Raw genomic sequence first — 25,507 nt, 5'->3', positions numbered from 1 at the left:
CCTCCGCGCATTCTTATAGGAATAGGTGTGCTTCGTCACCCTACAATGTACTCAGTCAGGAGCAAGCAGGTGCTCACTCAGGAGCGAAGGGGGCAGGTTTGCCAGCGGTCACACCACATTTCGCAACCGTGCCATACCTGGCTGTCGTTGCGGACCCCGACGCCGGGCGCCGGGAATCCACCACGGCGGCACTGGAAGCTGCGGGCTTCACGGTCAAAACTGCCGGCGACGCCGCCAGCCTGTCGGCGCTTCTGGACCAGCGCGAGCCCTCCGTCCTGATCCTGGACAGTTCACTCTCCGACGTCGACGCGACCGCCCCTGTGCTGGTCCTCGTGGATCTCGACAGTCCGGCAGAGGTCAAGTCAGTGGAGCATGCCGGCGTACGGGACTCCATCGCCAAGCCGCCTGCTGCCAAGGAACTCGTCCACCGCGCCACAGCCCTGATCAACCTGGTCTCCCGCCGGAACGAAGCGCGGCAGGAAGCGGAGACGCTCCGCGAAAGGCTGCGGCAGGTATCCGCGGCGGTCCGCGGCACCAACCATCCGCAACAGATCGCCGACTTTGTGGTCAGGGGGTTCGGCGAGACGTTCGGCGCGGACCGGGTCTGGCTGACCACATTCGACGACGACAGGGTGCCACCCATCACCGCCCAGTGGCAGCGGCCCGGCCTGGCTCCGCTGCCCGAAGGATTGTTCACGGACGAAGACCCGGTGCGCAGGACGGCTGACGCACTGTGGTCGCGGGCTGAGGCCCTGACGGCGGACGGAGCTTTCGCACCGCTGGGCACCGGCGACGTCCAATTGCCGGCCGAACTCGCGAAGCTGCGCGCCGCGGCATCCGTGGCCGTCCCGATGGGGGACGGCAGCTCGTCCCTGGGAATCATTTGGATCGCCCTGCTTAACTCGCCCAGGGAATGGTCGCGGGCCGAGCTGGCACTGATCCAGCACGTGGCAGGCAATACCGCCCACGGCCTGATCCAAAGCCACCTGATCACCAGCCAGCAGCAGGTGGTCAAGCAGCTCCAGCAGCTGGACAAAGCCAAAACCGACTTCCTGGCCACGGTCAACCATGAGCTCCGCACGCCGCTGACATCGATCATGGCGTACCTGGACATGATCCAGGAGAATACGTCTGATCCCGTGTCCAGCGAGGTCCACCAGATGCTGGACATCGTGGTCAGGAACGCGGAACGGCTGCGGTTGCTGATCGAAGACATGCTGAGCGTTTCCCGCAACGGGCATGAACAAAGCCCGCTGCACCTGACCCCTGTCCGGCTGGCTCGGACTCTGGAGATCGTCACCGCCGCGCTCAGGCCGCTCGCGACAGTGCAGAACGTCGCCATTGTGATGGCCCACGCCTCGGAGGATCAGGAAATCCTTGCCGATGAGGTTCAGCTGCAGCAGGTTTTCACGAACCTGGTCTCCAACGCCATCAAGTTCACCCCCAGCGGCGGACAGATCGACGTCGTCAGCCTGACGCGGGCAGATGCAGACGGCACCCGCTGGGCGACGGTCAGCGTCTCGGACAGCGGGATAGGGATCTCCAGCGACGAGATAGCCCACATCTTCACCCGCTTCTACCGCGCCTCGAACGCGATGTCCGGGGCGGTTCCGGGCACCGGGCTTGGGCTCGCCATCACGCAGGACATCGTCCAACGCCACGGCGGCCGCATTGACGTAACCTCGGAGCTGGGCGTTGGCACCACTGTCACCGTGAACCTCCGCCTTGGAGCCCACGCGTCCCACGGAACCTGAACCCGGAAAGGAGGCACCAGATGTTCGCTGACGATGACCCCAGGCTCTCCCAGCTGCTCGATGGCATCGTCCGGCTCGCCTCCGGAGACCTCCAGTCGCGGATAGAAGTATCGCCGGCCCGGGACGAGCTCGACGCCATCATCATGGGCACCAACCTCCTGGCCGAGGACCTGCAGATCATCTACGAAGAGCTTGAGCAGCGTGTTGAGGTCCGCACACAGCTGCTGCACGAAGCCCACCGCGAAATGCAGATGATGGCCATGCAGGATCCCCTCACGGGCCTCGCCAACCGCTCGGCGCTTCTGTCCGCGCTGAAGTCCGCCCAGGACCACGACGGCGATCCCCTCAGCCAGCCCGTCATCCTCCTCCTTGACCTTGATGCCTTCAAATCCATCAACGACACCCTCGGCCACACTGCCGGCGATCAGGTCCTGATCACCGTGGCGCAGCGCATCCGCAGCGCCGTCCGGACCAGCGACGTGGTTGCCCGGCTGGGCGGGGACGAGTTCGCCATCGTTATGCCGGCCACGGGCGCCGACCAGGCCACCGTCGTAGGCCAGCGCATCCTGGCCGCCATCAAGGAACCCATTGACCTGCCTGACCGGACCGTCCGCTGCGGGGCGAGCGTAGGACTCAGCGTCGGGGCGGCCGGGCGGAGGGCCGAGGACCTGCTGATGGAGGCCGATGTGGCCATGTACGCCTCCAAAGCCGAGGGCCAGAACCGGCTTCACGTCTTCGAACCCGGGCTCCTGCTCATCCGGAGGCTCCGCAGCCAACTCCTGGAGGATCTCCGGGCCGCCATCAAGGGCAACGGCCTGGTGCTGCACTACCAGCCCGTGGTTGAACTGGGCACCGGCCGCATTGAAGGGGTGGAAGCCCTGATCCGCTGGGACCACCCCACCCGCGGCCGCATCATGCCGGACGAGTTCATCCCGCTGGCAGAAGATGCCGGCCTGATCTCCGAACTGGGCCTGTGGGTGCTCAGCACCGCTGTAGGCCAGCTACGCACCTGGATTGATGCCGACGTGGTGGACAGCCGGTTTTCCGTGCGGGTCAACATCTCGGCAACGGATCTGCAGAGCCTGCAGTTCATCGAGGACGTCCGCGCCGTGCTCAAGGAGACAGGCGTCCGCCCCGAGCAGGTTGTCCTGGAGCTGACCGAAGCGGCCATCGTCAGGGGCAACGAACTGGACCGGTATTCCCTGGGCGGGCTGCGCGGGCTGGGGGTAGGGATCGAGATCGACGACTTCGGTACCGGATACTCCTCCATCAGCTACCTGCGCCGGCTCCCCGTGGACCGGGTCAAAGTGGACCGGTCCCTGATCGAGGGCCTGGGCACAGACCCCAGCCAGCCGGCACTGGTGGCTGCAGTCCTGCAGTTGGTGCGCGCCTGCGGGCTCGAAGCTGTGTGGGAAGGCGTGGAAACGGCGGAACAGGCCGAGCACCTCCGGAACCTCGGGTGCCTCAGCGCGCAGGGCTACTTCTTCAGCAAGCCCGTCCCGCCCGAGCGGATTCCTGCGCTGTTGGCCGAAACTTCTTCCGAAAGTAATTGAGGTTGATCGATTAAGGGCTGCGCTTTTGGATCATCCCGATATACGATCAAGTTGCGGTATCCGATTCTTCGAGGCCAGGAAGATCGGCATTAATCAGAAGTAACGAATTCCGAAGGCATCTGGAAATTTGAAAATAAAGGGGCCAAGGAGCCATTACTTCGTCAACTGGGGGCGTTGCTAATGACGGTTCGGGTACAAGCTTGGGGAGTTATTGCGGCGGTTTTGGCGGATTCCGATCCTGCCGGAGCGGCAATACGTCAGCGCCTTAGCAACCGCTTGGGGGAAAACCCCGGTATGCCGGAACGGGCCCTGCTGGAATATCTTCTGGAACGCCGGCAACAAGACACCACAGACGCGGATACGCCCGACACCGCGCGCTTCCCGCAGCCTCCCAGCGCCATGCCGCCACACGTGGCCGAGCAGCTGGATTCCCTGCGCAGCCTGTCGCGGATCAGCGCGCTGCTGGAAAACCAGATGCTGATGACCGCGTTCCAGCCCATCTACGGCCTCGAGTCCAAGGCCGTTGTGGGCGTAGAGGCGTTGTCGCGCTTTGTCAGCGACGACGGCGCCAGCGCGGAACTCTGGTTCGCCGAGGCGGCCGCCGTTGGATTGGGCGCCAACCTGGAATTCTCGGCACTCGCAGCCGCAGCCGCCGCTGCCGCAAAACTCCCCCCGCACGTCTACGTTGCCCTGAACATCTCCCCCACGTCATGCCTGGATCCCCGGCTGCCCGAATTGTTCGACCACATCGAGCTGCCAATAGACCGCATTGTGCTCGAATTGACGGACGGAATTCCGGACGAGGAATACTCGCATTTCGTTTCCGCAATTACGCCGCTCCGGGAACGCGGGCTGCGCATTGCAATCGATGACTCACACCCCGGCGCGGGCGCCCTCAGCCGGATGCTCCATCTGCGGCCCGACTTCATCAAGCTGGGCAGGAACGTGATCAGCGGCGTGGACACGGATACGTCCCAGCACGCCCTGGCCGCTTGCCTGGTGGACTTCGCGGAGCAGATCGGCAGTATTCTGGTGGCCGAAGGTGTTGAAACCGCCGAGGAACTGATGGTCCTCACCGAGTTGGGCTTCAGCGCCGGCCAGGGCTACCTGTTGGGCCGGCCCTCGGTGCAGCCGAAGGATTGGGCGGCATGGAATACGCCGCTTGACCCCGACGGGCTCCGCCGCCTCGCCGCCGCAGCCGATCACGGCACCCACGGTCCCGGCGGCTCCGACTAACGCAAGTCAGCTGCCGGGCCACTCGCCTCGCTCCTGCAGGACCTGCTTCAGCAGATCCGCGCGGTCCGTCACGATCCCGTCCACGCCCAGGTCCAGCAACCGGTGCATTTCGGCGGGGTGGTTGATGGTCCACACATGGACCACCAGGCCCAGGGCGTGCGCCCTCCGCACATAGGCAGGCGTCACCACGCGGATCGCCCCGTACCGGACCGGAACCTGGAGCGCCTGGACATCCCGCAACGGACCCTGCAGGACAAATCGCAGCCACGCGGCCGGAAGCACCGGGCCCAAGAGGACAAGCAGCGCGTTCGTCACCATCCCTGCCGACGACGCCACCGGACGGCTCAGCAGCTTCAGCACCGCCCGGCGTCGGCGGTCTGAAAAACTGGCCACCAGGACCCGGTCATGTGCGGCGTGCCGTTCGATGCCTGCGGCAAGGCTTTGCACGGAGTTCCAGTCTTTGACGTCCAGGTTCAGCCGGGCGGCCGGGAAGGCCATCAGCAGGTCATCGAAGAGCGGCACGGGCTCGTGCCCGCCGATCCGCGCGGTGGAAACCTCGGCGGCGGTCAGCTCGGAAATCCGGCCACGGCCGTCAGTGACCCGGTCCAGGGTGTCGTCGTGGAAGAGCAGCAGCACGCCATCGGAGGTGGTGTGCACATCCGTCTCGAGGTACTCATAGCCAAGTTCGGCGGCGGCCCGGAAGGCGGCCATCGAGTTCTCCAACCCCTCCCGCGAGAATCCGCGGTGGGCCATGGCGATGGGATGCGAGGGACGGGCAGCACCGCCGGAAGCATCAAAAAACGGCTCAGTCACGTTTGCGAGCGTACCGGAGCCGCTGGGCTATCCGTCCTGCGGCACAATCTCCACGCCGTCACTGCAGTGCAGCAGTGTGCGGCCATGGCCGTTGTCGAGATCCACCCACACAGCGGTGTGGTCCCAGGTGATGGCGTCCACGAAACCGCTGGTTTCGTATCCCTGGGTGAGGCGGACGCGCACGCGGTCGCCCTCTTTCAGTGCCTTCCAGTGCGCAGCCGGCTCTGCCGGGCGCAGCGGCGCTTCGGCCGCGCGTTGGTTGCCGTTCCTTGCCATGACTTCCCCTTTAGCCGCGGATGTGTATCCGTAGCCCACGGTAGGCGGCAAACGTGAACGGAAGGTGAGCGGAGGCTGTGAATTTCCGGCTACAGAGCCGAATCAGGACAGCTCTACGCCCAGCGCCGCGAGCCTGGCCTCGAGAACCTGGGCCACGCCGTCGTCGTCAAAGTGGGGTGCCTGCTGCCCGGCGGCGCTGATGGCGTCCGGATGGCCGCTGGCCATGGCGTACCCGTGGCCTGCCCAGCGCAGCATCTCGACGTCGTTGGGCATGTCCCCGAACGCCACGACGTCGGCCGCGTCAATGGACAGGGAGTTGGCGTATTCGGCCAGGGTGACGGCCTTGTTGACGCCGGGGAGGGACAGTTCCAGCATCGCCACGGTGGGCGCGGAGTGCGTGGCGGACGCCAGATGGGCGACGGCGGGCCGCACCGCGGCCAGGAAGTCGTCCGCGGTGCCATCCCTGACAATCGCCAGGAACTTCACGACGGCGTCGTCCGGGGTCAGCGTTTCGGCCAGCGGGGCGGGGGTAAATTCGGCCAGCAGCTCGCTGGTGCCGTTCTCGATGAAACCGGGCTCAAGATGGAATCCGGTCAGTGTTTCCGCGGCGAAGAGCGCGGCGGGGCGCAGTTCCTTGATGATCCGCCGCAGTTCCAGCACCGCGTCAATGCCCAGCGTCCGGGCGGAAACCAGCCGGTCCGCTTCGAGGTCCCACACCACGGCGCCGTTGGAACAGATGACAGTGCCGGTGTGGCCCAGCTGTTCCTCCAGCGGGTGGAGCCAGCGCGGCGGGCGGCCGGTGACAAAAACGAGCTCGATGCCGGCGTCCCTGCAGGCGTGGAAGGCCCGGACGGTGCGGTCGCTGATCTTTCCGTCGTGCCCAAGAATCGTTCCGTCAATATCACTTGCTACCAGCCGCATCCTGCCAGTCTACGTGGGGCGGCGGGCTTCCCGGGCCGTGAAGCCTCCTCCCTGAGCTGGCCTGTTGGAGTCGCCCGGCGACGTCTTTTAACGCCGCGCTACGTTCTGTTGAGCCTTCACGTCGTTGCATGAACGTCCGTGTCCGGTGCCGTTGTGGGGCCTGGGGTCCGTCCGTAACCTCATCTTCAACATCTCCGCAAGCAAAGGAAATACCGTGACAACTCCCCCGGATAACACTCCGCAAAACCAGCCGGCCGCCACCCGCATCGTGGCCGGCCAGGCTTCCGCTCCGAAGCGTCCGCTGGGCCTGAAGATCGGCATCGTGGCCGGAATTCTGGCGCTGGTCGGCGGCGGCGTGGCTGTGGCGTCGGCCGTCTCCGGCAACAACGCCGCCACCTCCGCGGCATCCTCCGCCCCACCGGCCGGCAACCCGGCAGCAGAGCTCAAACTCGGCTACTTCGGCAACGTGACGCACGCACCGGCATTGGTGGGTGTCAGCCAGGGCTACATCGCCAAAGAACTGGGCGATACCAAGCTCAGCACGCAGGTCTTCAACGCCGGGCCCGCCGCGATCGAGGCCCTGAACGCCGGCGCCATCGACGCCACCTACATCGGCCCTAACCCGGCCATCAACTCGTTCGTCAAGAGCGGCGGGGAGTCCGTCAGCATCATCGCCGGGGCGGCTGCGGGCGGTGCGCAGCTGGTGGTCAAACCGGAAATCAACTCCGCCGCGGACCTGAAGGGCAAGACCCTCGCCTCGCCGCAGCTCGGCGGCACGCAGGATGTGGCGCTCCGTGCCTGGCTCGCCACGCAGGGCTACAAGACCAATGTGGACGGCAGCGGCGACGTGGCCATCAACCCCACCGAAAATGCCCAGACGCTGAAACTGTTCCAGGACGGAAAACTCGACGGCGCGTGGCTGCCCGAGCCCTGGGCCTCGCGCCTGGTGCTGACCGCCGGAGCCAAGGTCCTGGTGGACGAAAAGGACCTGTGGGACGGATCCCTTTCCGGCAAGGCAGGCGAGTTCCCCACCACCATCCTGATCGTCAACAAGAAGTTCGCCGCCGAGCACCCGGACACCGTGAAGGCGCTGCTCAAGGGCCACGCCAAGTCTGTTGACTGGCTGAACAGTGCCGCTGCCGGCGAAAAGGCCAGCGTCATCAACGCTGCCCTCAAGGAAGCTGCCGGCGCCGAACTCAAGGCCGACGTGATCGAGCGGCCCCTGAAGAACATCGTCTTCACCGTGGATCCGCTCGCCGGAACCTACCCCAAGCTGCTCAAGGACGGCGTGGCAGCCGGCACCACCAAGCAGGCGGACATCAACGGCATCTTCGACCTGACGGCCCTCAACGAGGTTACCGGGCAGAAGACGTCAGCCGCCGGACTCGGCAAGGAATAGCCCGCGTTCAACCCGCCTGCTTGCCTGCAACTTCTCCGGATTGCAGACAAGTGGGCGGGTTTTCGCGATCCCTCAGCGTTCCTTTCCGAGCCGACCGGCCGGGTCGATAATGACCCTATGGTTCGCTTCACCGCCGACATTCAGCTGCGGGGCTCCAATCCATTCGTGGACGTCCCGGCGGCAGCTGCGGCCGAGCTGCTGCCGCTCGCGGAGCATGGCCGGATCAGGGTGACCGGCACGCTCAGGGGTGCGGAGTTCAACGCCACGGTGATGCCGGTCAGATCCGGACGGCACGTCCTGTATCTTTCCGGCGGCCTGCGGACGGCAACGGGCGTGCGTGTCGGGGAAACGGTCACATTGGACATTCAGGCGCTCGAAGCCCACGAGGTCATTCCGCCCGGAGATTTGGCTGCCGCCCTGGACGCGGCCGTGGGAGCGGCAGGCAACTGGGGGCAGCTGCCCGTTTCGCAGCGGCGGGAGCTGATGCGTTTCCTCGAGGACGCGCGGACGCCGTCGACGCGGGCGCGCCGCGTTGAACAGCTCGTGGCCCAGGTGCTGGGCGCGGACGTCCCGCCACCGGGCCGGCGCACTGGCCGCGCTTTGTGGACCTGCCCCTCTTGCGGACGGCAGTTTGTCACGCGGAACATGAACCATTCCTGCTCACAGCACACCCTCGACGAGCCGTTCCGCGACCGGCCGGAAAGCATTCACCGGCTGTTCGGTCTGGTTCGCCGGATGGTTGAGGCGATCGGCCCGGTAACGCTGGTTCCCTACCGCGACCGCGTCGCCTTTATGGTTCGGGTCCGGTTCGCCGGGGTCAAACCCGCGAACAAGTGGCTCGACGTGGAGTTCTGGCTCACGCGGAGGGTTGAGTCGCCCAGATTCCGGAGGGTTGAAACGCTGTCTCCGTACACGCATCTCTACACGGTGCGGGTGGCTGAGCCATCCGACGTCGACGGCAAACTGGCCGCCTGGCTCCGCGAGGCCTACGCGGTGGGCTGCCAGGAGCACCTGCGCAACCCAACCGCCTGACGGCCCTGCTGCTTGGGCGTCGCGTTCCGTGAACAGTGCCCCCATCCGTTACCGGGTGAGGGCACTATGTGCGTTGCGCTTGAGTGACAGGCCTTTCTAGCCGATCAGTGTGGTGATGAGGCGTAGGGAGGAAGCGATGATGGTTATGAGTCCGATGGCGCCAAGGAGGTTGTGCCACCACCTGTTGCGGAGGTCTCCCATGACGGACGTTTTGTTGGCCATGATGACGATCAGGATGCCGAGCAGAGGAGCGATGAGCACGGTGAGGGATTGGGCGATGACGATGAGTCCCACGGGTGAGGCCTGAAAGGAGAGTGTGATGATCAGACCGAAGGCCAAGATAATGCCGGTGAGGATGCGAGCGGTGGGTGATCCTGCCTTGGCGCCGCGGCCGAGGGCGTCGGAGAGCATGGTGCCGCCGGCGGTGGCGTTGGCGATCATGGAGGAGAAGGCTGCCCCGGAGAGTCCGAGGGCGAACACCATCGCGCCGACCGGCCCTGCCAGGGGCGTGAATACGGAGGCGAGTGCGTTGATGGTTCCGGCTTCGGCGCCGGTTTTTCCGAGCACGGCGGCCGCGACCATGATGACCAGGGCGGTCATGATGCCGGGTGCGACGATGCCAGGGATGGTGTCCACCAGGGTGATGTCGCGATAGTCGGCGCGGGTGCGACGGTGTTCCTTGATGCCGTAGGAGGTATAGAAGGCGGCGTTGATTGAGAAGTTGGTCCCAACCAGGGCCACGATGAGGATCTCACTTCCTGGCGGCAGGCTTGGAACCATGCCTGCCATGGACCGGTACCAGTCGGGTTGGGCCACTACGGTGCTGGCGATGAAGGCCAGGCCCATGAGGACAACGATGACCAGAAGGGCCTTTTCGACGATTCCGTAGACGTTGCGGAAGGCCAGGACGAAGCCGACGGCGGCGGTGCAGACCACGGTCCAGAGGACCGGGGATCCGCCGAAGATCAGGGAAAGTCCCAGCCCGGATCCGACGGCGTTGCCGACGGAGAACATCAGCGTAATGCCGAAGACGCCGAAGCCTGCAAGGACGCCCACCCATTTGCCGAGGTGGTCTTTGATGGAGGTGATCAGGGAAGTGGGGGTGGCGATGCCGAGCCTGACGCTCATATCGGTGAAGAAGATCATCAGGATGGTGGAGACGGCGATGACCCAGACGAGGCTGTAGTCGAACCGGCTGCCGGCCTGTACTGCGGTGGTGAGGTTGCCCGGGCCGAACTGCCAGGCTCCGACGACAAATGCCGGGCCCATGAGCGCGAGGTATCCGAGGAAGGTCCGCCGCTTGGCTGGTAGCCCGGGAGTCGGGCTGGCTTCGTGGATGATGATCTGTCCTCGGTGAGCGCGCGGGGAGGTGGTGGTCTTGTTTGGCTCGCTCATGGCGAGTCCTCCTTCTACAGCGGCGATGCTGTGGGTCGTCGTTGACCTAATTGGAGAATAAAGCATGTGGGGAAGGGTGGCGGGCTGCCGCCCGCCACCCTTGGGGATCGGGAGATCAGGCGGAGACGGTGACGCTGCCCAGGTTCGCGGACTTCAGCGCGAGTGCGATCTCGTCGCTGGCGCCTTCGGCCAAGGGGAGCAGCGGGGGCCGGACCGTGGCGTGCTCGAGAATGCCGCGGGCAACGAGTCCTTCCTTGAGTGCGACGGTGCCTTCCATGTGCGATCCGCGGTGGTAGACGTTCTTGGTGACCGGCAGCAGGCGGTCGTGGATGGCGCGGGCCGCTGCATAATCCTTAGCCTTGCCGGCGGCGATGAGCTCCACCAACGGTTCCGGCGCGAGCCCGCCGTAACCAACAAGGGCGCCGTCGACGTCGAACATTGTATGAAGCAGGTACTCGTCATGGCAGGTCAGGATCTGCAGGTCAGGGTACGTTTCCCGCAGGACCGGAATTTCGGTATCCCAGCGCTTCATGTTCCGCACGCCGTTCTTCGTGGCAAAGACGCCCTCCATGCCGGCGATCTCCAGCTGGGTCTCAAGGTCATACGTGGCCTTGGTGGCGTCCGGGTACTGAAAGAGAATCAGCGGCAGTCCGGACGTTTCGTAAATTTCCTTGTAGCGGGTCTGCGGCGCGCCCTTCTGGTAACCGAAACGCAGCCAGCCATGCGAGGGATAAACCAGACCGGCAGATGCGCCAGCTTCGACGGCCCTTTTAGCCTCGAGGGCAGCGACGGTGTTGCCCTCACCGGTTATGCCGGCGATGATCGGGATTTCGCCATTGACGGCGTTCTTGAATTCCCGGATAACGAGTGCCTGCTCATCCTGCGTCAGGAAGGTACCTTCACCGGCGTGGCCGAGGACCACCAGGCCCTTGACGCCTTCGACGCTGGCCAGCCAGCCTCCGAGACGGTGGATCGCGTCAACGTCGACGCTGCCGTCACGGTTGAACGGCGTTACGGGTGCGGGAACCAGCCCGCGGAGGTCGATGGTCATGAGAGCTTCCTCTGTCTTGTCGTTCGAAGTCCCGCTAGAATGTGAGAACGATTGCGGGAACGTTTTCATTGTGCGGTGTGTTCGAACTCACTGTCAAGGGGCAAGTTGGGAACAAGGAGGAAATAGAGTGTCAGCTAGGACATTCTCGAACAGGAGCACTCGCATGGAACCGGCCGGCCCAGGAACCACAGTTACCCTCCGCGACGTGGCTGCCGCCAGCGGAGTCAGTCTTTCGACCGCCAGCCGCGCACTGGACGAACGGGGCACCGCATCGCGGTCAGCGGCAGCAGCACACGTACGCAAAGTCGCCGAGGAACTCGGCTACCGCCGCAATTCGTTCGCCTCAAACCTGCGGAGAGGCGAAACACGCACGCTCGGAGTGCTCGTGCCTCGCTTGAGTGACACCGTGATGGCGCTGATGTTCGAAGAACTTGAACGTGCGGCCGCAGGCCGTGGCTACTTCGCCATGGTCGCCACCAGCGGGGATGACCCAGAGGACGAACGCCGTGCCGCGGAAACCCTGCTGGACCGGAACGTGGACGGGCTGATCTTGGCAACGGCCCGCCTCGACGACGAACTGCCCAAGCGCCTGCGTGAACGCGGCGTGGCGCACGCTTTGGTGCTGCGCACGGACGGGGTCAGCCCATCCGCGCTCGGCGACGACGAGGTGGGAGGTTACCTTGCCGTGCGCCACCTCATCGATCTGGGCCACCGGGACATCGCCGTTGTGACCGGCCCGTCCTATACGTCCACCGGGATCACCCGCCTTACCGGCGCCCGCCGGGCGATGAAGGAAGCGGACATCAAGCCGCCGGAGGAATGGCTGCTCGCCGCCGGTTACGGTATCGAAAACGGCTTCGCCGCCGGGGAAACGCTGCTGCGGCGGGACGGGCGACGCCCCACTGCCGTGTTCGCAGCCAATGACAACCTGGCCATGGGCATCATCGCTGCCGCCCACCGCGCCCAGGTCACTGTCGGCGAAGAACTGGCACTTGTCGGCTACAACGACATACCGCTCTCATCCCGGCTCTCAACCCCGCTGTCATCCGTCCGCGTCCCTCTCGACCAGATCGCCGGCAATGCGATCGACCTCATCGTGAACCCCGGCAAAGAACCAAGAATCCGGAAATCCCTGCCCACGCTAATACCCCGCGAATCGAGCGGTCCGCCCAAGCACTCCGCACCAAGAGCTCACTAGCAAACCAGACGCGGCACGAAACATCAGGCTTCGGCGCAGCCCAAACCCGCGCTACTCCGCCGGAACCGCGTTCAGTTCGGCGCGAGTAGGCGGATTGGCGCCCGGGCGGGAAACAGTGATTGCCGCCGCACGGGCAGCATGGGCCAGGAGCTCGGCCAGGCCCTCGGCCGGAAGCTCGCGCAGGTCCTTCCGGTTCTGCGCGCCGTCCAGGCCGCGGTCCACGATCCCCGAAAGCAGCGCGGCCATAAAGGAATCACCGGCGCCCACGGTGTCGGCCACTTCCACGCGAGGCGCGTCAATGGCGGCTTCACCGGCGGCCGTAATTCCCCACGGACCGGCCGCGCCGCGCGTGACGACTACCAGGGCCGGGCCCTCGGAACCGCCCAGCGACAGCCAGCGGCGCGCTGATTCCAGCGCATCCACGCCCGGGTACAGCCACTCGAGGTCCTCGTCCGAGGCCTTGACCACGTCCGCGAGGGTGACAAATTTCTCCGCCTGCGTTCGCGCATAGTCCACGTCCGTGATGATGCTGGGCCGGCAGTTGGGATCGAAGCTGATCGTGGCGGCGGGGTGGGCATGCTCGACGGCGGCGAGCACCGCCGCGGCCCCCGGCGCCAGCATCGTGGCGATGGAGCCGGTGTGCAGCAAGGTGGTTCCCTGCAGCATAAAGGCGAGGCGGTCCGCCAGGCCGGGAAGCTCCCAGGCGAGGTCGAACGTGTAGGTGGCGGCGCCGTCGTCGTCAATTACGGCGGTGGCCACGCTGGTTGGCAGCTCGTCGGGGCCGAGCGGCAGCATAACGGAGCTGGAGCGCAGGTGCGCCGCCACCGAATCCCCGTAGGCGTCGCGGCCGTAACGGCCGACGAACTGCACGGGATGGTCGAGGCGGGCCAGGCCCACCGCGACGTTAAGGGGACTGCCGCCCACGTGGGCTTCGATTCCGGAGGCGCGCTGGACAACGTCAACAAGGCCCTCGCCTATAACTGTGAGCATGGTCATACTCTGCCAGAGATGCGCCCGCCTACACAGGCGTGTTACGCGTCGCCTACCATGGAGATATGACATCCCATGTCCTCCAGCCAATGACGGCCGCCATGCCCGACGTCGAACACATCCTGGCGGTCCGCGGCACCGGCGGCTACAGGCAATTCAGGATCCCCGCCCTGGCCGTCTCGCGGCAGGGCACCCTGCTGGCCGCCTATGACGGCCGCCCCAACCTCGATGACCTGCCCAACCCGATCGACCTCCTGCTCCGGCGCAGCTCGGACAACGGCCGGACCTGGGGCGACCAGCAGGTCGTCAGGACGGGCGGCGGCCTCAACGGTTACGGCGATCCGAGCCTCCTGGTGGACGTTGAGACCGGCCGGATCTTCATGTTCCACGCAGCCGGAACCCGCGCCGGCTTCTTCGAGGCCGTGGCCGGTATGGAGCCGGACGACGATGTGCAGCACTGCGATCTCAGCTACTCGGACGACGACGGCCTGACCTGGCAGCACCGCCGGATCACCGCCCAGCTCAAGCTCCGCCCGCCTGTTCACCCGCGTGGGCCAAGTACGGGCGAGCCGGACATCACCGGAATCTTCGCCGCGGCGGGCCAGGGCATCCAGATCCACACCGGCCCCTACCGCGGCCGCCTGGTCCAGCAGTTTGTGGTCCTGGCCGGCGGCGAGATCATGGCCGCTTCCGCGTACAGCGACGACCACGGCGACACCTGGGTGCTCGGGGAGCTCATCGGCGTCCGGACGCACGGCCACGCCCCCAACGAAAACAAGGTTGCCGCCCTCCAGGACGGCCGGCTCCTGCTGCACAGCCGCGGCACGCCGCGCCGCCTTGCCGCAATGTCCGACGACGGCGGGGCCACCTGGAGCGCCCTGTGCCCCGTCGAAGACCTCACGGACCCGGGTGACAACGGCTCGCTGGTCCGCTTCGACGGCCTGCCGTCCCCGACTTCCTTCGCCGACGAGGCAACGGACTCCTGGCTGCTGGCCACCAACAACCAGGACACGGCATTGCGGCGGAACACGGTGATCAGCCTGTCCCCCGATGACGGCCTCAGCTGGCCCGCGAAGCTGGTCCTGTGCCCGGGCAGCTCGGCCTATTCGACGGCCGCCCGGCTCCCCGACGGCAACATCGGCGTCCTCTACGAACGCCAGGGCTACCGGGAAATCGTGTTTGCCTCGGTGCCCGCGGCACAACTCACCGCACAGCTCACCGCCCGCCCCACTGACTCCGGCGCCGCCGCCACTGGGAGTGCCGCCGGGAGTGTGCCCCCCGAGTCCTCCGCCGATGCGAGGGCTCAGGACGACGGTGCCGGGCTGGTGTTCGACATGGAACTGCGCTCCATCACGCCCGGCCGCCCGCGGGCCTGGCAGAACGTCGGCGAGTTTCACGTGATGCGGTCCGGCGGTGAGGACTGGGGTGTGCACACCTGGAAGGAAATCGGTCAGGGTTACTCGACCGAAGCTGCGCAGGTCATCGGCACGCGGGAGGCACAGGACCTGAATTACGGCCCGATCATTCCCGGCTACAAGGCCGGGGACATCCTGGCCTTCACGGGCAGGGCACGCAATGACGGAGCCCAGTCCATTACCGGGGTCCGACTGTCCGGTCCGGGCTCGGACGCCTTCCCCGCGGCGGATCTTGGCCCCGGGGAAGAGGCTCTCTATTTCACGCCCGGATACACCGTCACAAAGGCGGATGTGGCACAGGGCCACGCGGACGTGGTCTTTGAAGTGGTCGGCGAGCGCGGCGGCACTGCCCAGCGCCGCCGTCGTGCTTTCACGTTTGACACCGCCACAGGCCACGTCAGCGAGCCGAAGTGAGAGAGCGTCCGGCGGAAAGCCACGTTAAGTGAGAGAGCGTTACAAACTGACGCTTGACGTGAACCTGTGATGACGCTTACAGTCGACATACGAGCTCGGACGTCCTACATCCGATAAACCTTCTGGAATGGCGAGGCCCTCATGAACAACATCACCAAGAACCTGCCGCTGGTCAATGACGCCAGCCGCCGGAACTTCCTCAAGCTGACCGGGGCCATGGGCGCCGCCGCAGCATTCACCGCCTCTGTCGCCGCGTGCGGCAGCCCGGCAGCTACCACCACCGGCAGCTCGGCAGGCGCCGCGGCAGTCAACAAGGACCTCACCATCGAAGCGGGCATCTCCTACGCCCTCTCCACCGGCTTCGACCCGCTGAGCTCCTCGGGCGCCACGCCGATGGCCGCCAACCTGCACATCTTCGAAGGCCTCATCGAGCTGCACCCGGCCACCCGCGAGCCCTACAACGCGCTGGCGGCATCGGACCCCAAGAAGGTCAACGACACCACCTACCAGGTGACCATCCGCGACGGCGCCAAGTTCCATGACGGCACTCCGGTCACCACCGAAGACGTGGCCTTCTCCTTCACCCGCGTGATGGATCCGGCGAACAAGTCCCTGTTCTCGCAGTTCATCCCGTTCATCAAGGAAGTCAAGCCCGTTGACGCCAAGACGGTCGAGTTCACCCTCAAGTACGCCTTCCCCGGCTTCGGCCCCCGCATCTCCGTGGTCAAGGTTGTCCCCAAGGCCTTGGCCACGGACCTCAAGGCCTTCGACGCCAAGCCCGTCGGCACCGGCCCCTACAAGCTCATCTCCGCCGCCAAGGACGACAAGATCGTCTTCGAAGCGTTCGCTGACTACAACGGCCCCAAGCCGGCACTGGCCAAGGGCATGACCTGGCTCCTGCTCTCCGACGCCGCAGCCCGCGTCACCGCCGTCCAGTCCGGCCGTGTCCAGGCCATCGAGGACGTCCCCTACCTCGACATCGACGGCCTCAAGTCCAAGGTCAAGGTCGAATCAGTCCAGTCCTTCGGCCTGATGTTCCTGATGTTCAACTGCAACAAGGCGCCGTTCAACAACAAGCTGGTCCGACAGGCCCTGCACTACGGGCTGGACAAGGAAGCCATCATCAAGAAGGCCCTGTTCGGCAACGCCAAGGCCGCCAGCTCCTACTTCCAGGAAGGCCACCCGGACTACGTCAAGGCCAAGAACGTCTACGGCTACGACGCATCGAAAGCCGCGGACCTCCTGAAGCAGGCCGGCGTCACCAGCCTCGAATTCGAATTGCTCACCACGGACACCGCCTGGGTCAAGGACGTTGCCCCGCTGATCCTCGAATCCTGGAACAAGATCCCGGGCGTGAAGGTCTCCGTGAAGAGCATCCAGTCCGGCGCCCTGTACACGGACCGCGTCGGTACGGGCGACTACTCAGTGGTCGCAGCCCCCGGCGACCCGTCGGTCTTCGGCAACGACGCGGACCTGCTCCTGAGCTGGTTCTACTCGGGCGCCACCTGGATGGAAAAGCGCGCCTACTGGACCGCCCCGGAACGTGCCAAGCTGCAGGAGCTCATGAACAAGGGCTCGCAGGCTGCCGCAGCAGACGCCAAGAAGATCACCGGCGAAATTGTGGACCTTGTCTCCGACGAAGTTCCCCTGTATCCGATCTTCCACCGCCAGCTGCCCTCCGCCTGGGACGACAAGAAGCTCAAGGGCTTCAAGCCGCTGCCCACCACCGGCATGTCGTTCATCGACGTCGGCCGCACCGCCTAAGCAGCCAACTTGCGTTGCGAGGCCTGCTCTGCGCCCCCAGTACCCCGGGAGCACGCAGAGCGGGCCTCGCAACATCTTGAACTGCAGCACCCAAACAAACCGGAGAACAAATTGGTCACGATATTGCGTCTGCTTGGCCGCAGACTCGCAGCACTGCCATTGATGATCCTGGGCATCACCCTGCTCGTCTTCCTTGTCCTGCAGGCCGCTCCCGGCGACCAGGCAAGCTCCGCCCTCGGCGACGGCGCCAGCGAAGAAGCGAAGCAGCAGTACCGCCAGGAAAACGGCCTGAACGATCCACTGGTCATCCAGTACTTCAGCTTCCTCGGCAAGCTGCTGCAGCTGGACCTCGGCGTCACCACGCCGCCGGCCAAGTCGGTGGCCTCCATGATCGGCTCCGCGTTCCCCCTGACGCTGCAGCTGACTTTCCTGGGCGTGCTGATCGCGATCGTCCTGTCCCTGACCTTCGGCATCCTCGGCGCCCTCTACCGGGACAAATGGCAGGACCAGCTGGTCCGCGTTTTCTCGATCGCCGCGATCGCCACGCCGTCGTTCTGGCTCGGCATCCTGCTGATCCAGTGGTTCGCCCTCGGCGCCAGCCCCCTGTTCCCCTCCGGGGGAATCGCGACGCCGGAATCCGGCTTCGGCGGTTGGCTCAACTCGATGGCCCTCCCGGCCCTGGCGCTGGGCATCCCGGTCTCCGCCTCGCTGATCCGCGTGGTCCGCACCTCGATGGTGGAGGAGCTGGACCGCGACTACGTCCGCACCGCCATCGGCAACGGCGTCCCCTACCGCGAAGTGGTCTCCAAGAACGTCCTCCGCAACGCCCTGGTGACCCCGGTGACCGTGCTGGGACTCCGCGTGGGCTACCTGCTGGGCGGCGCCGTCGTGATTGAAATGATCTTCGCCCTGCCCGGCATGGGCCAGCTGATCCTCAACGGCATCACCAACCTGGACGTCAACCTGGTCCAGGGCGTGGTGCTCACCATCTCCGTTACTTTCGTTCTGGTGAACATCGTGGTGGACCTCCTGTACCTGCTCATCAACCCCCGAATCAGGACGGTATAGCTTCATGCGTAGCAAGCTTGCTGAACGGCTGAGTGCCCCGGGCCTCCGTTTCAAGGCCCTGCCTTGGGGCTCCCGCATCGCCCTCCTCTTCCTCATCATGATCGTCCTCTCCGCGGTGTTCGCGCCGGTCATCGCGCCGCACGATCCGCTGGAGACCTTCATCCCCGCCACCCCGCCAGGCGCCGAGCACTTCTTCGGCACCGACCGGCTGGGCCGCGACATCTTCTCCCGCCTGCTCTTCGGCGCCCAGTCATCGCTGATGATCGGCCTCGGCGCGGTCATCCTGGCCATCCTGGTGGGCGCCCTGCTGGGCTCCTTCGCCGCAACGTCCAGCAAGGCCGTCAACGAACTGATCATGCGCCTGATGGACATCCTGATGGCGTTCCCGGGCATCGCCCTGGCCGCAGTGCTGCTGGCCGCGTTCGGCAACTCGGTTCCCACCATCATCATCGCGATCGCCATCATCTACACCCCGCAGCTGGCCCGCGTGGTCCGCGCCAACGTGCTCTCCCAGTACGGCGAAGACTACGTCCGTGCCGAGCGTGTGATCGGCGCAGGCCGCTTCTACATCCTGCTCAAGCACATCGTCCGCAACACCGCCGCCCCCGTGCTGGTGTTCGCCACGGTGATGGTGGCCGACGCCATCATCCTCGAAGCCTCGCTGTCCTTCCTCGGCGCCGGTGTCCAGGACCCCGCACCGTCGTGGGGCAACGTGATCTCCTACGGCCGCAACCTGGTCCTGTCCGGCGGCTGGTGGGCCACCACCTTCGCCGGTGTGACCATCCTGCTCACCGTTCTCTCGCTGAACATCCTCGCCGAGGGCCTCACCGACGCGATGGTGAACCCGAAACTGCGCAAGGCACCTGTAGTAAAGGACGACGACGGCGCGTCGGCTGTTGTTGCCGGCGCAGCGGTGGGTGCCGGCGTCGACACTCAGATCGCCACGTCTGTGGCCCAACCGTCAGTGGTGGAAGAGCACGAGCTCGACGGCGTGCGCGCCGCTTTCGGTGATGTCCTCACCGAGGAGCACTACAACGAGGCAGCCATCCTCTCCGACCCGAAGCTGGCCGCGGCGAACCCGCACCTGCTGCTGGACAAGGAACTGGAACTGCTCTCCGGCATCGAGGCCACGCGCGCCGACCGGCTCCCCCAGGTCCCGGCCGGCGCACGCAACGTCCTGGAGGTCAGGAACCTGTCCATCCGCTTCCCGGGCCGCTTCGGCGACACCGCGATTGTGGACAACGTCTCCTTCACGGTCCGCGAAGGCGAAACCATGGGCCTGGTGGGCGAATCCGGCTGCGGCAAGTCCATCACGTCCCTCGCGGTCATGGGCCTGCTGCCCAAGACCGCGCAGGTCACCGGTTCCATCACGTTCGACGGCAAGGAACTGCTGGATCCGGCCACCAGCCACAGCAGCATCAAGGCCTACGAAGGCCTCCGCGGCCAGCAGATCGCCATGGTCTACCAGGACGCCCTGAGCTCCCTGAACCCGTCCATGAAGATCAAGGACCAGATGGAGCAGCTGACCAAGCGCGGCGGCCGCAAGACCCCCACCGAGCTGCTGGAACTGGTCAAGCTCGATCCGGTCCGGACGCTTGCCAGCTACCCGCACGAGCTCTCCGGCGGCCAGCGCCAGCGCGTGCTGATCGCCATGGCCCTGTCCCGTTCGCCGAAGATCGTGGTTGCCGATGAGCCCACCACCGCCCTGGACGTCACCGTCCAGAAGCAGGTAGTGGACCTGCTCAACGAGCTGCGCGAACAGCTCGGCTTCGCCATGGTCTTCGTCAGCCACGACCTCGCCCTGGTGGCCTCCCTGGCCCACCGCATCACCGTGATGTACGCCGGCCAGGTGGTGGAATCCGCACAGGCTTCGGAGCTGCTGCAGAACCCCAAGCACGAGTACACCCGCGGCCTGCTCGGCGCCGTCCTCTCCATCGAGGCCGACGCCGTCCGCCTGCACCAGATCCCCGGCACCGTCCCGTCCCCGCGCGACTTCGCCCCGGGAGACCGCTTCGCCCCGCGTTCACTGCGGTCCGACGCCGACCCCAACCAGCAGCTCGTCCTGACGACAGTGGGAGCCGCCAACGGCGGGGACGCTGACCACTACTGGGCGAGCCACCTGAAGGAGGATGCAAAATGAGCGTTTCAACCGGCAAGCCCGTCATCGAGCTCAAGGACGTCAAGGTCTACCACCACGCACGTGGCGGCGGGCTCTTCCGCCCGAACATCGTCAAAGCGGTCGACGGCGTCAACTTCAGCATCAGCCGCGGCGAAACCGTGGGCATCGTGGGTGAGTCCGGCTGCGGCAAGTCCACGCTCGCGTCCGTGCTTGTGGGACTGCAGACGCCGACGTCGGGCGAGGTCCTCTTCCACGGCAAGCCCGCCATCAAGCGCAACGCCGCCATGCGCAAGGAATTCGGCCGGTCCGTGTCGGTGGTCTTCCAGGACCCCGCCACGGCGCTGAACCCGCGCATGACCGTCCAGGACATCCTCACCGACCCGCTGCAGATCCACGGCATCGGCAACGCAGCATCCCGTGCGGCCAAGGTCAAGGAACTGCTGGCCCTCGTGGGCCTGCCGCAGTCCGCGGCCGAGGTCACGCCGTCGCAGGTTTCCGGCGGCCAGCGCCAGCGTGTGGCGATCGCCCGCGCCCTGGCACTGGACCCAGACATCATCGTGGCGGACGAGCCGACGTCGGCCCTGGACGTTTCCGTCCGCGCCCAGGTGCTGAACCTGCTCTCTGACCTGAAGACGCAGCTGAACCTCGGCATGGTGTTCATCTCGCATGACATCCAGACCGTCCGTTACGTCTCGGACCGCATCTGCGTTATGTACTTCGGCAAGATCGTCGAGCAGGGCACCGCCACTCAGGTCTTCGACAGCCCCACCAACGACTACACCAAGAAGCTCCTGGGCGCCGCCCCGAGCCTGCTCCACATCTAGCTTTCCTACCTCAAATTTTCGTCTAACCATCAATATTTGGAGAACTCTGTGACCACCGTCGCTTCCCGTTTCCAGGGCGTCATTCCGCCCGTCGTAACCCCCCGCACCGCCGATGGAGCCATCGACGTTCCGTCGCTGGAAAACGTCACCAAGCACCTGCTCGACGGCGGCGTCAGCGGCCTGTTTGTGCTGGGTTCCTCCGGCGAGGTCACGCACATGACCAACACCGAGCGCGACCTCGTCGTGCAGACCGTGGCAGGCGTGAACGCCGGCCAGGTGCCGCTGATCGTGGGCGCTGTAGAGCAGACCACCAACCGCGTCATTGAAGAAGCCAAGCGCGTCATCGCGCTGGGCGCCGACTCGATCGTGGCCACCAGCCTGTACTACGCCATCTCCAACGCCCAGGAGAACGGCACGCATTTCCGCTCCATCGCCGCCGCCGTTGACGTTCCCGTCTTCGCCTACGATGTGCCGGTGCGCACCCACTTCAAGCTGCCCACCGACCTTCTGGTCGAGCTGGGCCGCGAGGGCGTCATTGCCGGGGTGAAAGACTCCTCCGGCGACGACGTCTCGTTCCGCCAGCTGCTGCTGGCGGCCAAGGACATCCCCAACTTCGACATCTTCACCGGCCACGAAGTGGTTGTGGACGGCGCCCTCCTGGGCGGCGCCCAAGGTGTTGTTCCGGGCCTCGGCAACGTTGACCCGGCCGGCTACCGCCGCCTGTTCGACGCCGCACAGGCCGGCGACTGGGCCCAGGCCGCAGCCGAGCAGGACCGCTTGGCCGACGTCTTCGAGATCGTCTACACCCCCAAGGCAGGCCGCATGTCCGGCAACGCCGCGGGCCTGGGCGCCTTCAAGACCGCCCTGCAGCTCATGGGCATCATCAAGACGAACGTCATGAGCGCCCCCATGCTCTCCCTGGACGAGGACGAGACCAAGGCAATCCGCGCCATCCTGGAACGCAACGGCCTGATGTAGGTCTTACTGGGCTGAGTCGTGGTTGGGTCGCGTCTGAGGGGTCATTTTGCCGTCCCTTAGACACCTCCCGCCATGCCTCTCCGGTCGCTGGGCGACCTCCGCGACATTCTGGTCGGCGATGCGGGACTACGCAAAACAACCCCTCAGACACTCGGTGCGTACCTCGCCGGAGCCACAACGATGAGAAGGAAAGAAATGCAGTACGCGATCGGTGTTGACCTTGGGGGTACTAAGACTGCTGCCGGGGTTGTTTCCGGGGACGGGAGGGTCTTGTTTTCGGAGACCATTCCTACGCTGAACCGGGATGGCGGCGACGCGATCCTGGACGCTACTGCGGCGCTGGTTTCTTCCCTTATGTCGCGGGCACAAGCAGAGGGCCTCGTTGTTGTGGGGGTTGGCGTTGGTTCAGCTGGCGTTATCGATGCCGGGCGCGGTGTTGTGGTGTCCGCTACCGATGCCATCCTCGGGTGGGCCGGGACCGAGCTGACCGCAGGGTTGGCCGCCCGGCTCGGCCTGGCGCCGGAGGCTGTCCAGGCCGTGAACGATGTCCATGCGCACGCCCTGGGCGAGTCGTGGACGGGTTCCGCCGCAGGAACCTCAAGCTCGCTCCTGGTGGCCTTCGGCACCGGCGTCGGCGGCAGTTTTGTCCTGGCCGGGCACCCGGTCCTCGGACACCGCTACGCGGGCGGACACGTGGGCCATTTCGCTTCCCCGTATGCGTTCCACGAGGGCAAGCCTGTGCCCTGCGTCTGCGGCGGCGCCGGGCATGTTGAGGCCATCGCCTCCGGACCCGCCATCCGCGAGGCGTACGTGCGGCTGGGCGGCAACGAGCCGGTGATGGACGCCCGCGGCGTCTTTGCCCTTGCCGGCGCCAGCGACGCCATAGCCATCCAGGCTATGGGTATGGGCGCCGCCGCGGCCGGCCAGGCCGTGGGCGGACTCGCCAACATCCTGGACCCCGAAGTGGTGGTGGTTTCCGGCGGCCTCTCCGACGCCGGCGCCCCCTGGTGGCGTCCCATGGAACGCGCCCTGCGCGCCGAACTCCTGCCCGCGTTGCTCGGCCTCCCCGTCCTTCCCGCTAAACTCGGCAACGCAGCAGCAATGGTGGGCGCCGCGCGACTGGTCCTCACCGCTCGGTCCTGACACCGTCGTCGTAAAGCACCTCGCCTGACCACCACGCCCCACCCCGATCTTCAGCCCGCTCCGCCAAACCTTCCAGAGGAACCGACCGTGATCCTGACCCCCGAAGCCCTCGAAGCCCTGCGCGGGCATTTGATCGTGTCCTGCCAGGCGTACCCGGGCGAGCCCCTGCGGGACCCGCGCACCACGGCGCAGTTTGCCGCCTCCGCGGTGACCGGCGGCGCCGCTGCTGTCCGGGTCCAGGGCCTGGCCGATGTGCAGTTCACGCGTGCAGCGGTGGAGGTTCCGGTGATCGGGCTCTGGAAGGACGGGCACGACGGCGTCTTCATCACTCCCACGCTCCGCCACGCTTTGGCGGTGGCCAACGCGGGCGCCCACGTGGTGGCGATCGACGGCACGCGCCGGGGGCGTCCGGACGGCCTGACGCTGGCCCAGACGGTGGCGGGCATCCACCAGGATTCCCACGCCTTGGTGATGGCGGACTGCGGCTCGTTCGACGACGCCGCCGCCGCTGTCGAGGCCGGGGCCGACCTGATCGGCACCACGCTGTCCGGTTACTCCGGCGAGCGCCCCAAGACGCACGGCCCCGACCTGGAACTGCTGGAGCAGATCGCCGCGGCCGGCTTCGGTGTGCCGCTCATCGCCGAAGGCCGCCTCCACTCCCCCGCCCAGGCCCGCCAGTGCCTCGACGCCGGTGCGTTCGCCGTCGTCGTCGGTACCGCGATCACGCACCCGGCCACCATCACCGGCTGGTTCGCCGAGGCCCTGAAGTGACCCCGCCGCCGGAACAAACACAGCCCACCGCCGCTGAGCCCGGGAACTACCTGCTGGCCGGTACGGTCCTGACCGACGGGTCGGCCCAGGACGACGCAGTGGTGGCCGTCGCAGACGGCCGTATCGCGTATGTGGGGCCCCGCGCCGGTCTTGATGAGGCGTCGCTGCCCGGCCTTGAAGAACTCGAACTGCCGCCGGGCTGCATGATTCTGCCCGGCCTCGTTGACCTGCACTGCCACGGCGCTGTCGGCGGCGACTTCCCCAGCGGCGACAGCGAGGCTGCCAGGACCGCCGTCGACTTCCTGCACCGCAGCGGCACCACCACGTTGCTGGCAAGCACGGTGACCGCGTCCCGTGAGGACCTGCTGCGCGGCCTGGAAACCCTGCGGCTGCTCGCCGATGAAGGGCTCATCGCGGGCATCCACTCCGAGGGGCCGTTCCTGTCCCACGCGCGCTGCGGCGCCCAGGATCCACGGTACCTGCGCGAGCCGGACCTCCCCCTGCTGGCCGAGCTGCTGGCTGCGGCCGGCGGCCACCTGCGGACCATGACCTACGCGCCCGAACTGCCCGGCGCCGACGCCGTGGTGCGCATGCTCGCCGAACACGGCGTCACGCCGTCGCTGGGCCACACTGACGCGGACGCGCGGACGACGGCGGCCTCCCTCACCGGGGCGGCGGAGCTGCTGGCGGCATCCGGCCTGGGGACCGTATCGCGCCCCACGATCACACACCTCTTCAACGGCATGCCGCCGCTGCACCACCGCAGCCCCGGACCGGTCGCCGCGTGCCTCCGGCTGGCCGGGGCCGGCACGATTGCCGTCGAACTCATCGCCGACGGCGCGCACCTGGACCCCGAAACGGTCCGGATGGTCTTCGAGCTGGTGGGGGCCGAAAACGTGGTCCTGGTGACGGACTCCATGGCCGCCACCGGGCTGCCCGACGGCGACTACGAGCTTGGCCCCGCAGCCGTCTCCGTCAGCGGTGCCGTCGCCCGGCTGAGCAACGGCACGCTCGCCGGCGGGACGGCCACCATGCTGGACGTTGTGCGGCGGACCATTGGCGCCGGTGTGGAGCCGGCCGCCGCTGTTTTGTCAGCCACCGCGGTTCCGGCCGCGATCATCGGCCAGGCGCAGGAAATCGGAAGCCTCCGCGCGGGCCTGCGGGCCGACGTCGTGGTGGCGGATCGCAACTTCCGCCGCGTCCTGGTCCTGCGCGAGGGGCGCACCCTGGGCCTGCCCGCCGTCGGGGTTTAGCGCCGGCGGTGGCCGCCTGACGCTCCGTGGTGACGAGGGCCTGGCGGAGAGTGCATAGGCGACCGTGTTCAATGTTTACCTATAGGACACAGCAGGGCGGGCTCCAGGTCAAGAATTTCGCAATCGCACATCCGCCGCGC

General features: G+C 66.4%; 21 protein-coding genes. 15 read left to right on the top strand and 6 right to left on the bottom strand.

The window, feature by feature from the left end:
- Window positions 1-128 precede the first annotated feature (128 nt).
- The 3 genes from NIBR502772_RS03420 to NIBR502772_RS03410 all read left to right on the top strand — a co-directional run bounded on the left by NIBR502772_RS03420 (window position 129) and on the right by NIBR502772_RS03410 (window position 4,543).
- The gene (locus NIBR502772_RS03420) at window positions 129-1,754 is read left to right on the top strand and encodes an ATP-binding protein (protein WP_246848677.1); all 1,626 of its coding nucleotides are present in this window, start codon (window positions 129-131) and stop codon (window positions 1,752-1,754) included.
- A gap of 20 nt (window positions 1,755-1,774) precedes the next feature.
- The gene (locus NIBR502772_RS03415; RefSeq protein WP_141139085.1) at window positions 1,775-3,307 is read left to right on the top strand and encodes a bifunctional diguanylate cyclase/phosphodiesterase; all 1,533 of its coding nucleotides are present in this window, start codon (window positions 1,775-1,777) and stop codon (window positions 3,305-3,307) included.
- A 294-nt stretch (window positions 3,308-3,601) separates the two neighbouring features.
- The gene (locus NIBR502772_RS03410; RefSeq protein ID WP_141139084.1) at window positions 3,602-4,543 is read left to right on the top strand and encodes an EAL domain-containing protein; all 942 of its coding nucleotides are present in this window, start codon (window positions 3,602-3,604) and stop codon (window positions 4,541-4,543) included.
- A gap of 6 nt (window positions 4,544-4,549) precedes the next feature.
- Here NIBR502772_RS03410 and NIBR502772_RS03405 read toward each other — a convergent pair whose 3' ends face one another.
- The 3 genes from NIBR502772_RS03405 to NIBR502772_RS03395 form a co-directional block, all read right to left on the bottom strand.
- Window positions 4,550-5,356: a glycerophosphodiester phosphodiesterase gene (locus NIBR502772_RS03405; protein ID WP_371706761.1), complete on the bottom strand. Its 807-nt coding sequence runs from the start codon at window positions 5,354-5,356 to the stop codon at window positions 4,550-4,552.
- 27 nt (window positions 5,357-5,383) lie between these two features.
- On the bottom strand, window positions 5,384-5,632 hold the full coding sequence (locus NIBR502772_RS03400) for a hypothetical protein (protein WP_141139083.1): 249 nt from the start codon (window positions 5,630-5,632) through the stop codon (window positions 5,384-5,386).
- A gap of 102 nt (window positions 5,633-5,734) precedes the next feature.
- Window positions 5,735-6,553: an HAD family hydrolase gene (locus tag NIBR502772_RS03395; RefSeq protein WP_104060211.1), complete on the bottom strand. Its 819-nt coding sequence runs from the start codon at window positions 6,551-6,553 to the stop codon at window positions 5,735-5,737.
- 214 nt (window positions 6,554-6,767) lie between these two features.
- On the opposite strand from NIBR502772_RS03395, the gene NIBR502772_RS03390 reads away from it, so the two are divergent.
- Both NIBR502772_RS03390 and NIBR502772_RS03385 read left to right on the top strand, forming a co-directional pair.
- A complete protein-coding gene (locus NIBR502772_RS03390; RefSeq protein ID WP_141139082.1) occupies window positions 6,768-7,952 on the top strand; it encodes an ABC transporter substrate-binding protein in 1,185 nt (394 codons plus the stop codon).
- Between the two features lie 117 nt (window positions 7,953-8,069).
- On the top strand, window positions 8,070-8,984 hold the full coding sequence (locus NIBR502772_RS03385) for a DUF1905 domain-containing protein (protein ID WP_141139081.1): 915 nt from the start codon (window positions 8,070-8,072) through the stop codon (window positions 8,982-8,984).
- Window positions 8,985-9,080: 96 nt separating this feature from the next.
- Here NIBR502772_RS03385 and NIBR502772_RS03380 read toward each other — a convergent pair whose 3' ends face one another.
- Together NIBR502772_RS03380 and NIBR502772_RS03375 are read right to left on the bottom strand one after the other, a co-directional pair.
- The gene (locus NIBR502772_RS03380) at window positions 9,081-10,379 is read right to left on the bottom strand and encodes an Nramp family divalent metal transporter (RefSeq protein ID WP_141139080.1); all 1,299 of its coding nucleotides are present in this window, start codon (window positions 10,377-10,379) and stop codon (window positions 9,081-9,083) included.
- A gap of 115 nt (window positions 10,380-10,494) precedes the next feature.
- A complete protein-coding gene (locus tag NIBR502772_RS03375) occupies window positions 10,495-11,430 on the bottom strand; it encodes a dihydrodipicolinate synthase family protein (RefSeq protein WP_141139079.1) in 936 nt (311 codons plus the stop codon).
- Between the two features lie 163 nt (window positions 11,431-11,593).
- Here NIBR502772_RS03375 and NIBR502772_RS03370 point away from each other — a divergent pair, with 163 nt between their 5' ends.
- Entirely contained in the window at window positions 11,594-12,628 is a 1,035-nt protein-coding gene (locus NIBR502772_RS03370; RefSeq protein ID WP_141139078.1) for a LacI family DNA-binding transcriptional regulator, read from the top strand.
- A 51-nt stretch (window positions 12,629-12,679) separates the two neighbouring features.
- Here the strand turns inward: NIBR502772_RS03370 and NIBR502772_RS03365 are convergent, their stop codons facing one another.
- Window positions 12,680-13,618, bottom strand: coding sequence for a PfkB family carbohydrate kinase (locus tag NIBR502772_RS03365; protein ID WP_141139077.1), 939 nt, complete (start codon window positions 13,616-13,618; stop codon window positions 12,680-12,682).
- Window positions 13,619-13,683: 65 nt separating this feature from the next.
- Here NIBR502772_RS03365 and NIBR502772_RS03360 point away from each other — a divergent pair, with 65 nt between their 5' ends.
- The 9 genes from NIBR502772_RS03360 to nagA all read left to right on the top strand — a co-directional run bounded on the left by NIBR502772_RS03360 (window position 13,684) and on the right by nagA (window position 25,367).
- The gene (locus NIBR502772_RS03360; protein ID WP_141139076.1) at window positions 13,684-15,447 is read left to right on the top strand and encodes an exo-alpha-sialidase; all 1,764 of its coding nucleotides are present in this window, start codon (window positions 13,684-13,686) and stop codon (window positions 15,445-15,447) included.
- A 141-nt stretch (window positions 15,448-15,588) separates the two neighbouring features.
- Complete coding sequence (locus tag NIBR502772_RS03355) at window positions 15,589-17,211, top strand: ABC transporter substrate-binding protein (protein ID WP_141139075.1); 1,623 nt, start codon at window positions 15,589-15,591, stop codon at window positions 17,209-17,211.
- Between the two features lie 162 nt (window positions 17,212-17,373).
- Window positions 17,374-18,279 carry an ABC transporter permease gene (locus NIBR502772_RS03350; protein ID WP_056347607.1) on the top strand — a complete coding sequence of 302 codons (906 nt, stop codon included), beginning with the start codon at window positions 17,374-17,376 and terminating at the stop codon, window positions 18,277-18,279.
- Between the two features lie 4 nt (window positions 18,280-18,283).
- Entirely contained in the window at window positions 18,284-20,419 is a 2,136-nt protein-coding gene (locus tag NIBR502772_RS03345; RefSeq protein WP_141139073.1) for a dipeptide/oligopeptide/nickel ABC transporter permease/ATP-binding protein, read from the top strand.
- On the top strand, window positions 20,416-21,222 hold the full coding sequence (locus NIBR502772_RS03340; RefSeq protein WP_141139072.1) for an ATP-binding cassette domain-containing protein: 807 nt from the start codon (window positions 20,416-20,418) through the stop codon (window positions 21,220-21,222). Before NIBR502772_RS03345 ends, NIBR502772_RS03340 begins: the two co-directional genes overlap by 4 nt.
- Before the next feature lie 48 nt (window positions 21,223-21,270).
- Window positions 21,271-22,200, top strand: a complete 930-nt coding sequence (locus NIBR502772_RS03335) for a dihydrodipicolinate synthase family protein (RefSeq protein ID WP_141139071.1) — start codon at window positions 21,271-21,273, stop codon at window positions 22,198-22,200.
- Between the two features lie 195 nt (window positions 22,201-22,395).
- On the top strand, window positions 22,396-23,343 hold the full coding sequence (locus NIBR502772_RS03330; RefSeq protein WP_141139070.1) for an ROK family protein: 948 nt from the start codon (window positions 22,396-22,398) through the stop codon (window positions 23,341-23,343).
- Window positions 23,344-23,430: 87 nt separating this feature from the next.
- Window positions 23,431-24,114 (top strand): N-acetylmannosamine-6-phosphate 2-epimerase, encoded by a 684-nt coding sequence (locus NIBR502772_RS03325; RefSeq protein ID WP_141139069.1) that lies wholly within the window; start codon window positions 23,431-23,433, stop codon window positions 24,112-24,114.
- On the top strand, window positions 24,111-25,367 hold the full coding sequence (nagA, locus tag NIBR502772_RS03320; RefSeq protein WP_141139068.1) for an N-acetylglucosamine-6-phosphate deacetylase: 1,257 nt from the start codon (window positions 24,111-24,113) through the stop codon (window positions 25,365-25,367). The genes NIBR502772_RS03325 and nagA overlap by 4 nt, the downstream gene beginning before the upstream one ends.
- Window positions 25,368-25,507: the final 140 nt, after the last annotated feature.

Source organism: Pseudarthrobacter sp. NIBRBAC000502772, from assembly GCF_006517235.1.
Lineage (GTDB): Bacteria > Actinomycetota > Actinomycetes > Actinomycetales > Micrococcaceae > Arthrobacter.
The sequence above is the reverse complement of the archived record's forward strand: the minus strand, read 5'-3'. Positions and strand labels throughout refer to the sequence as shown.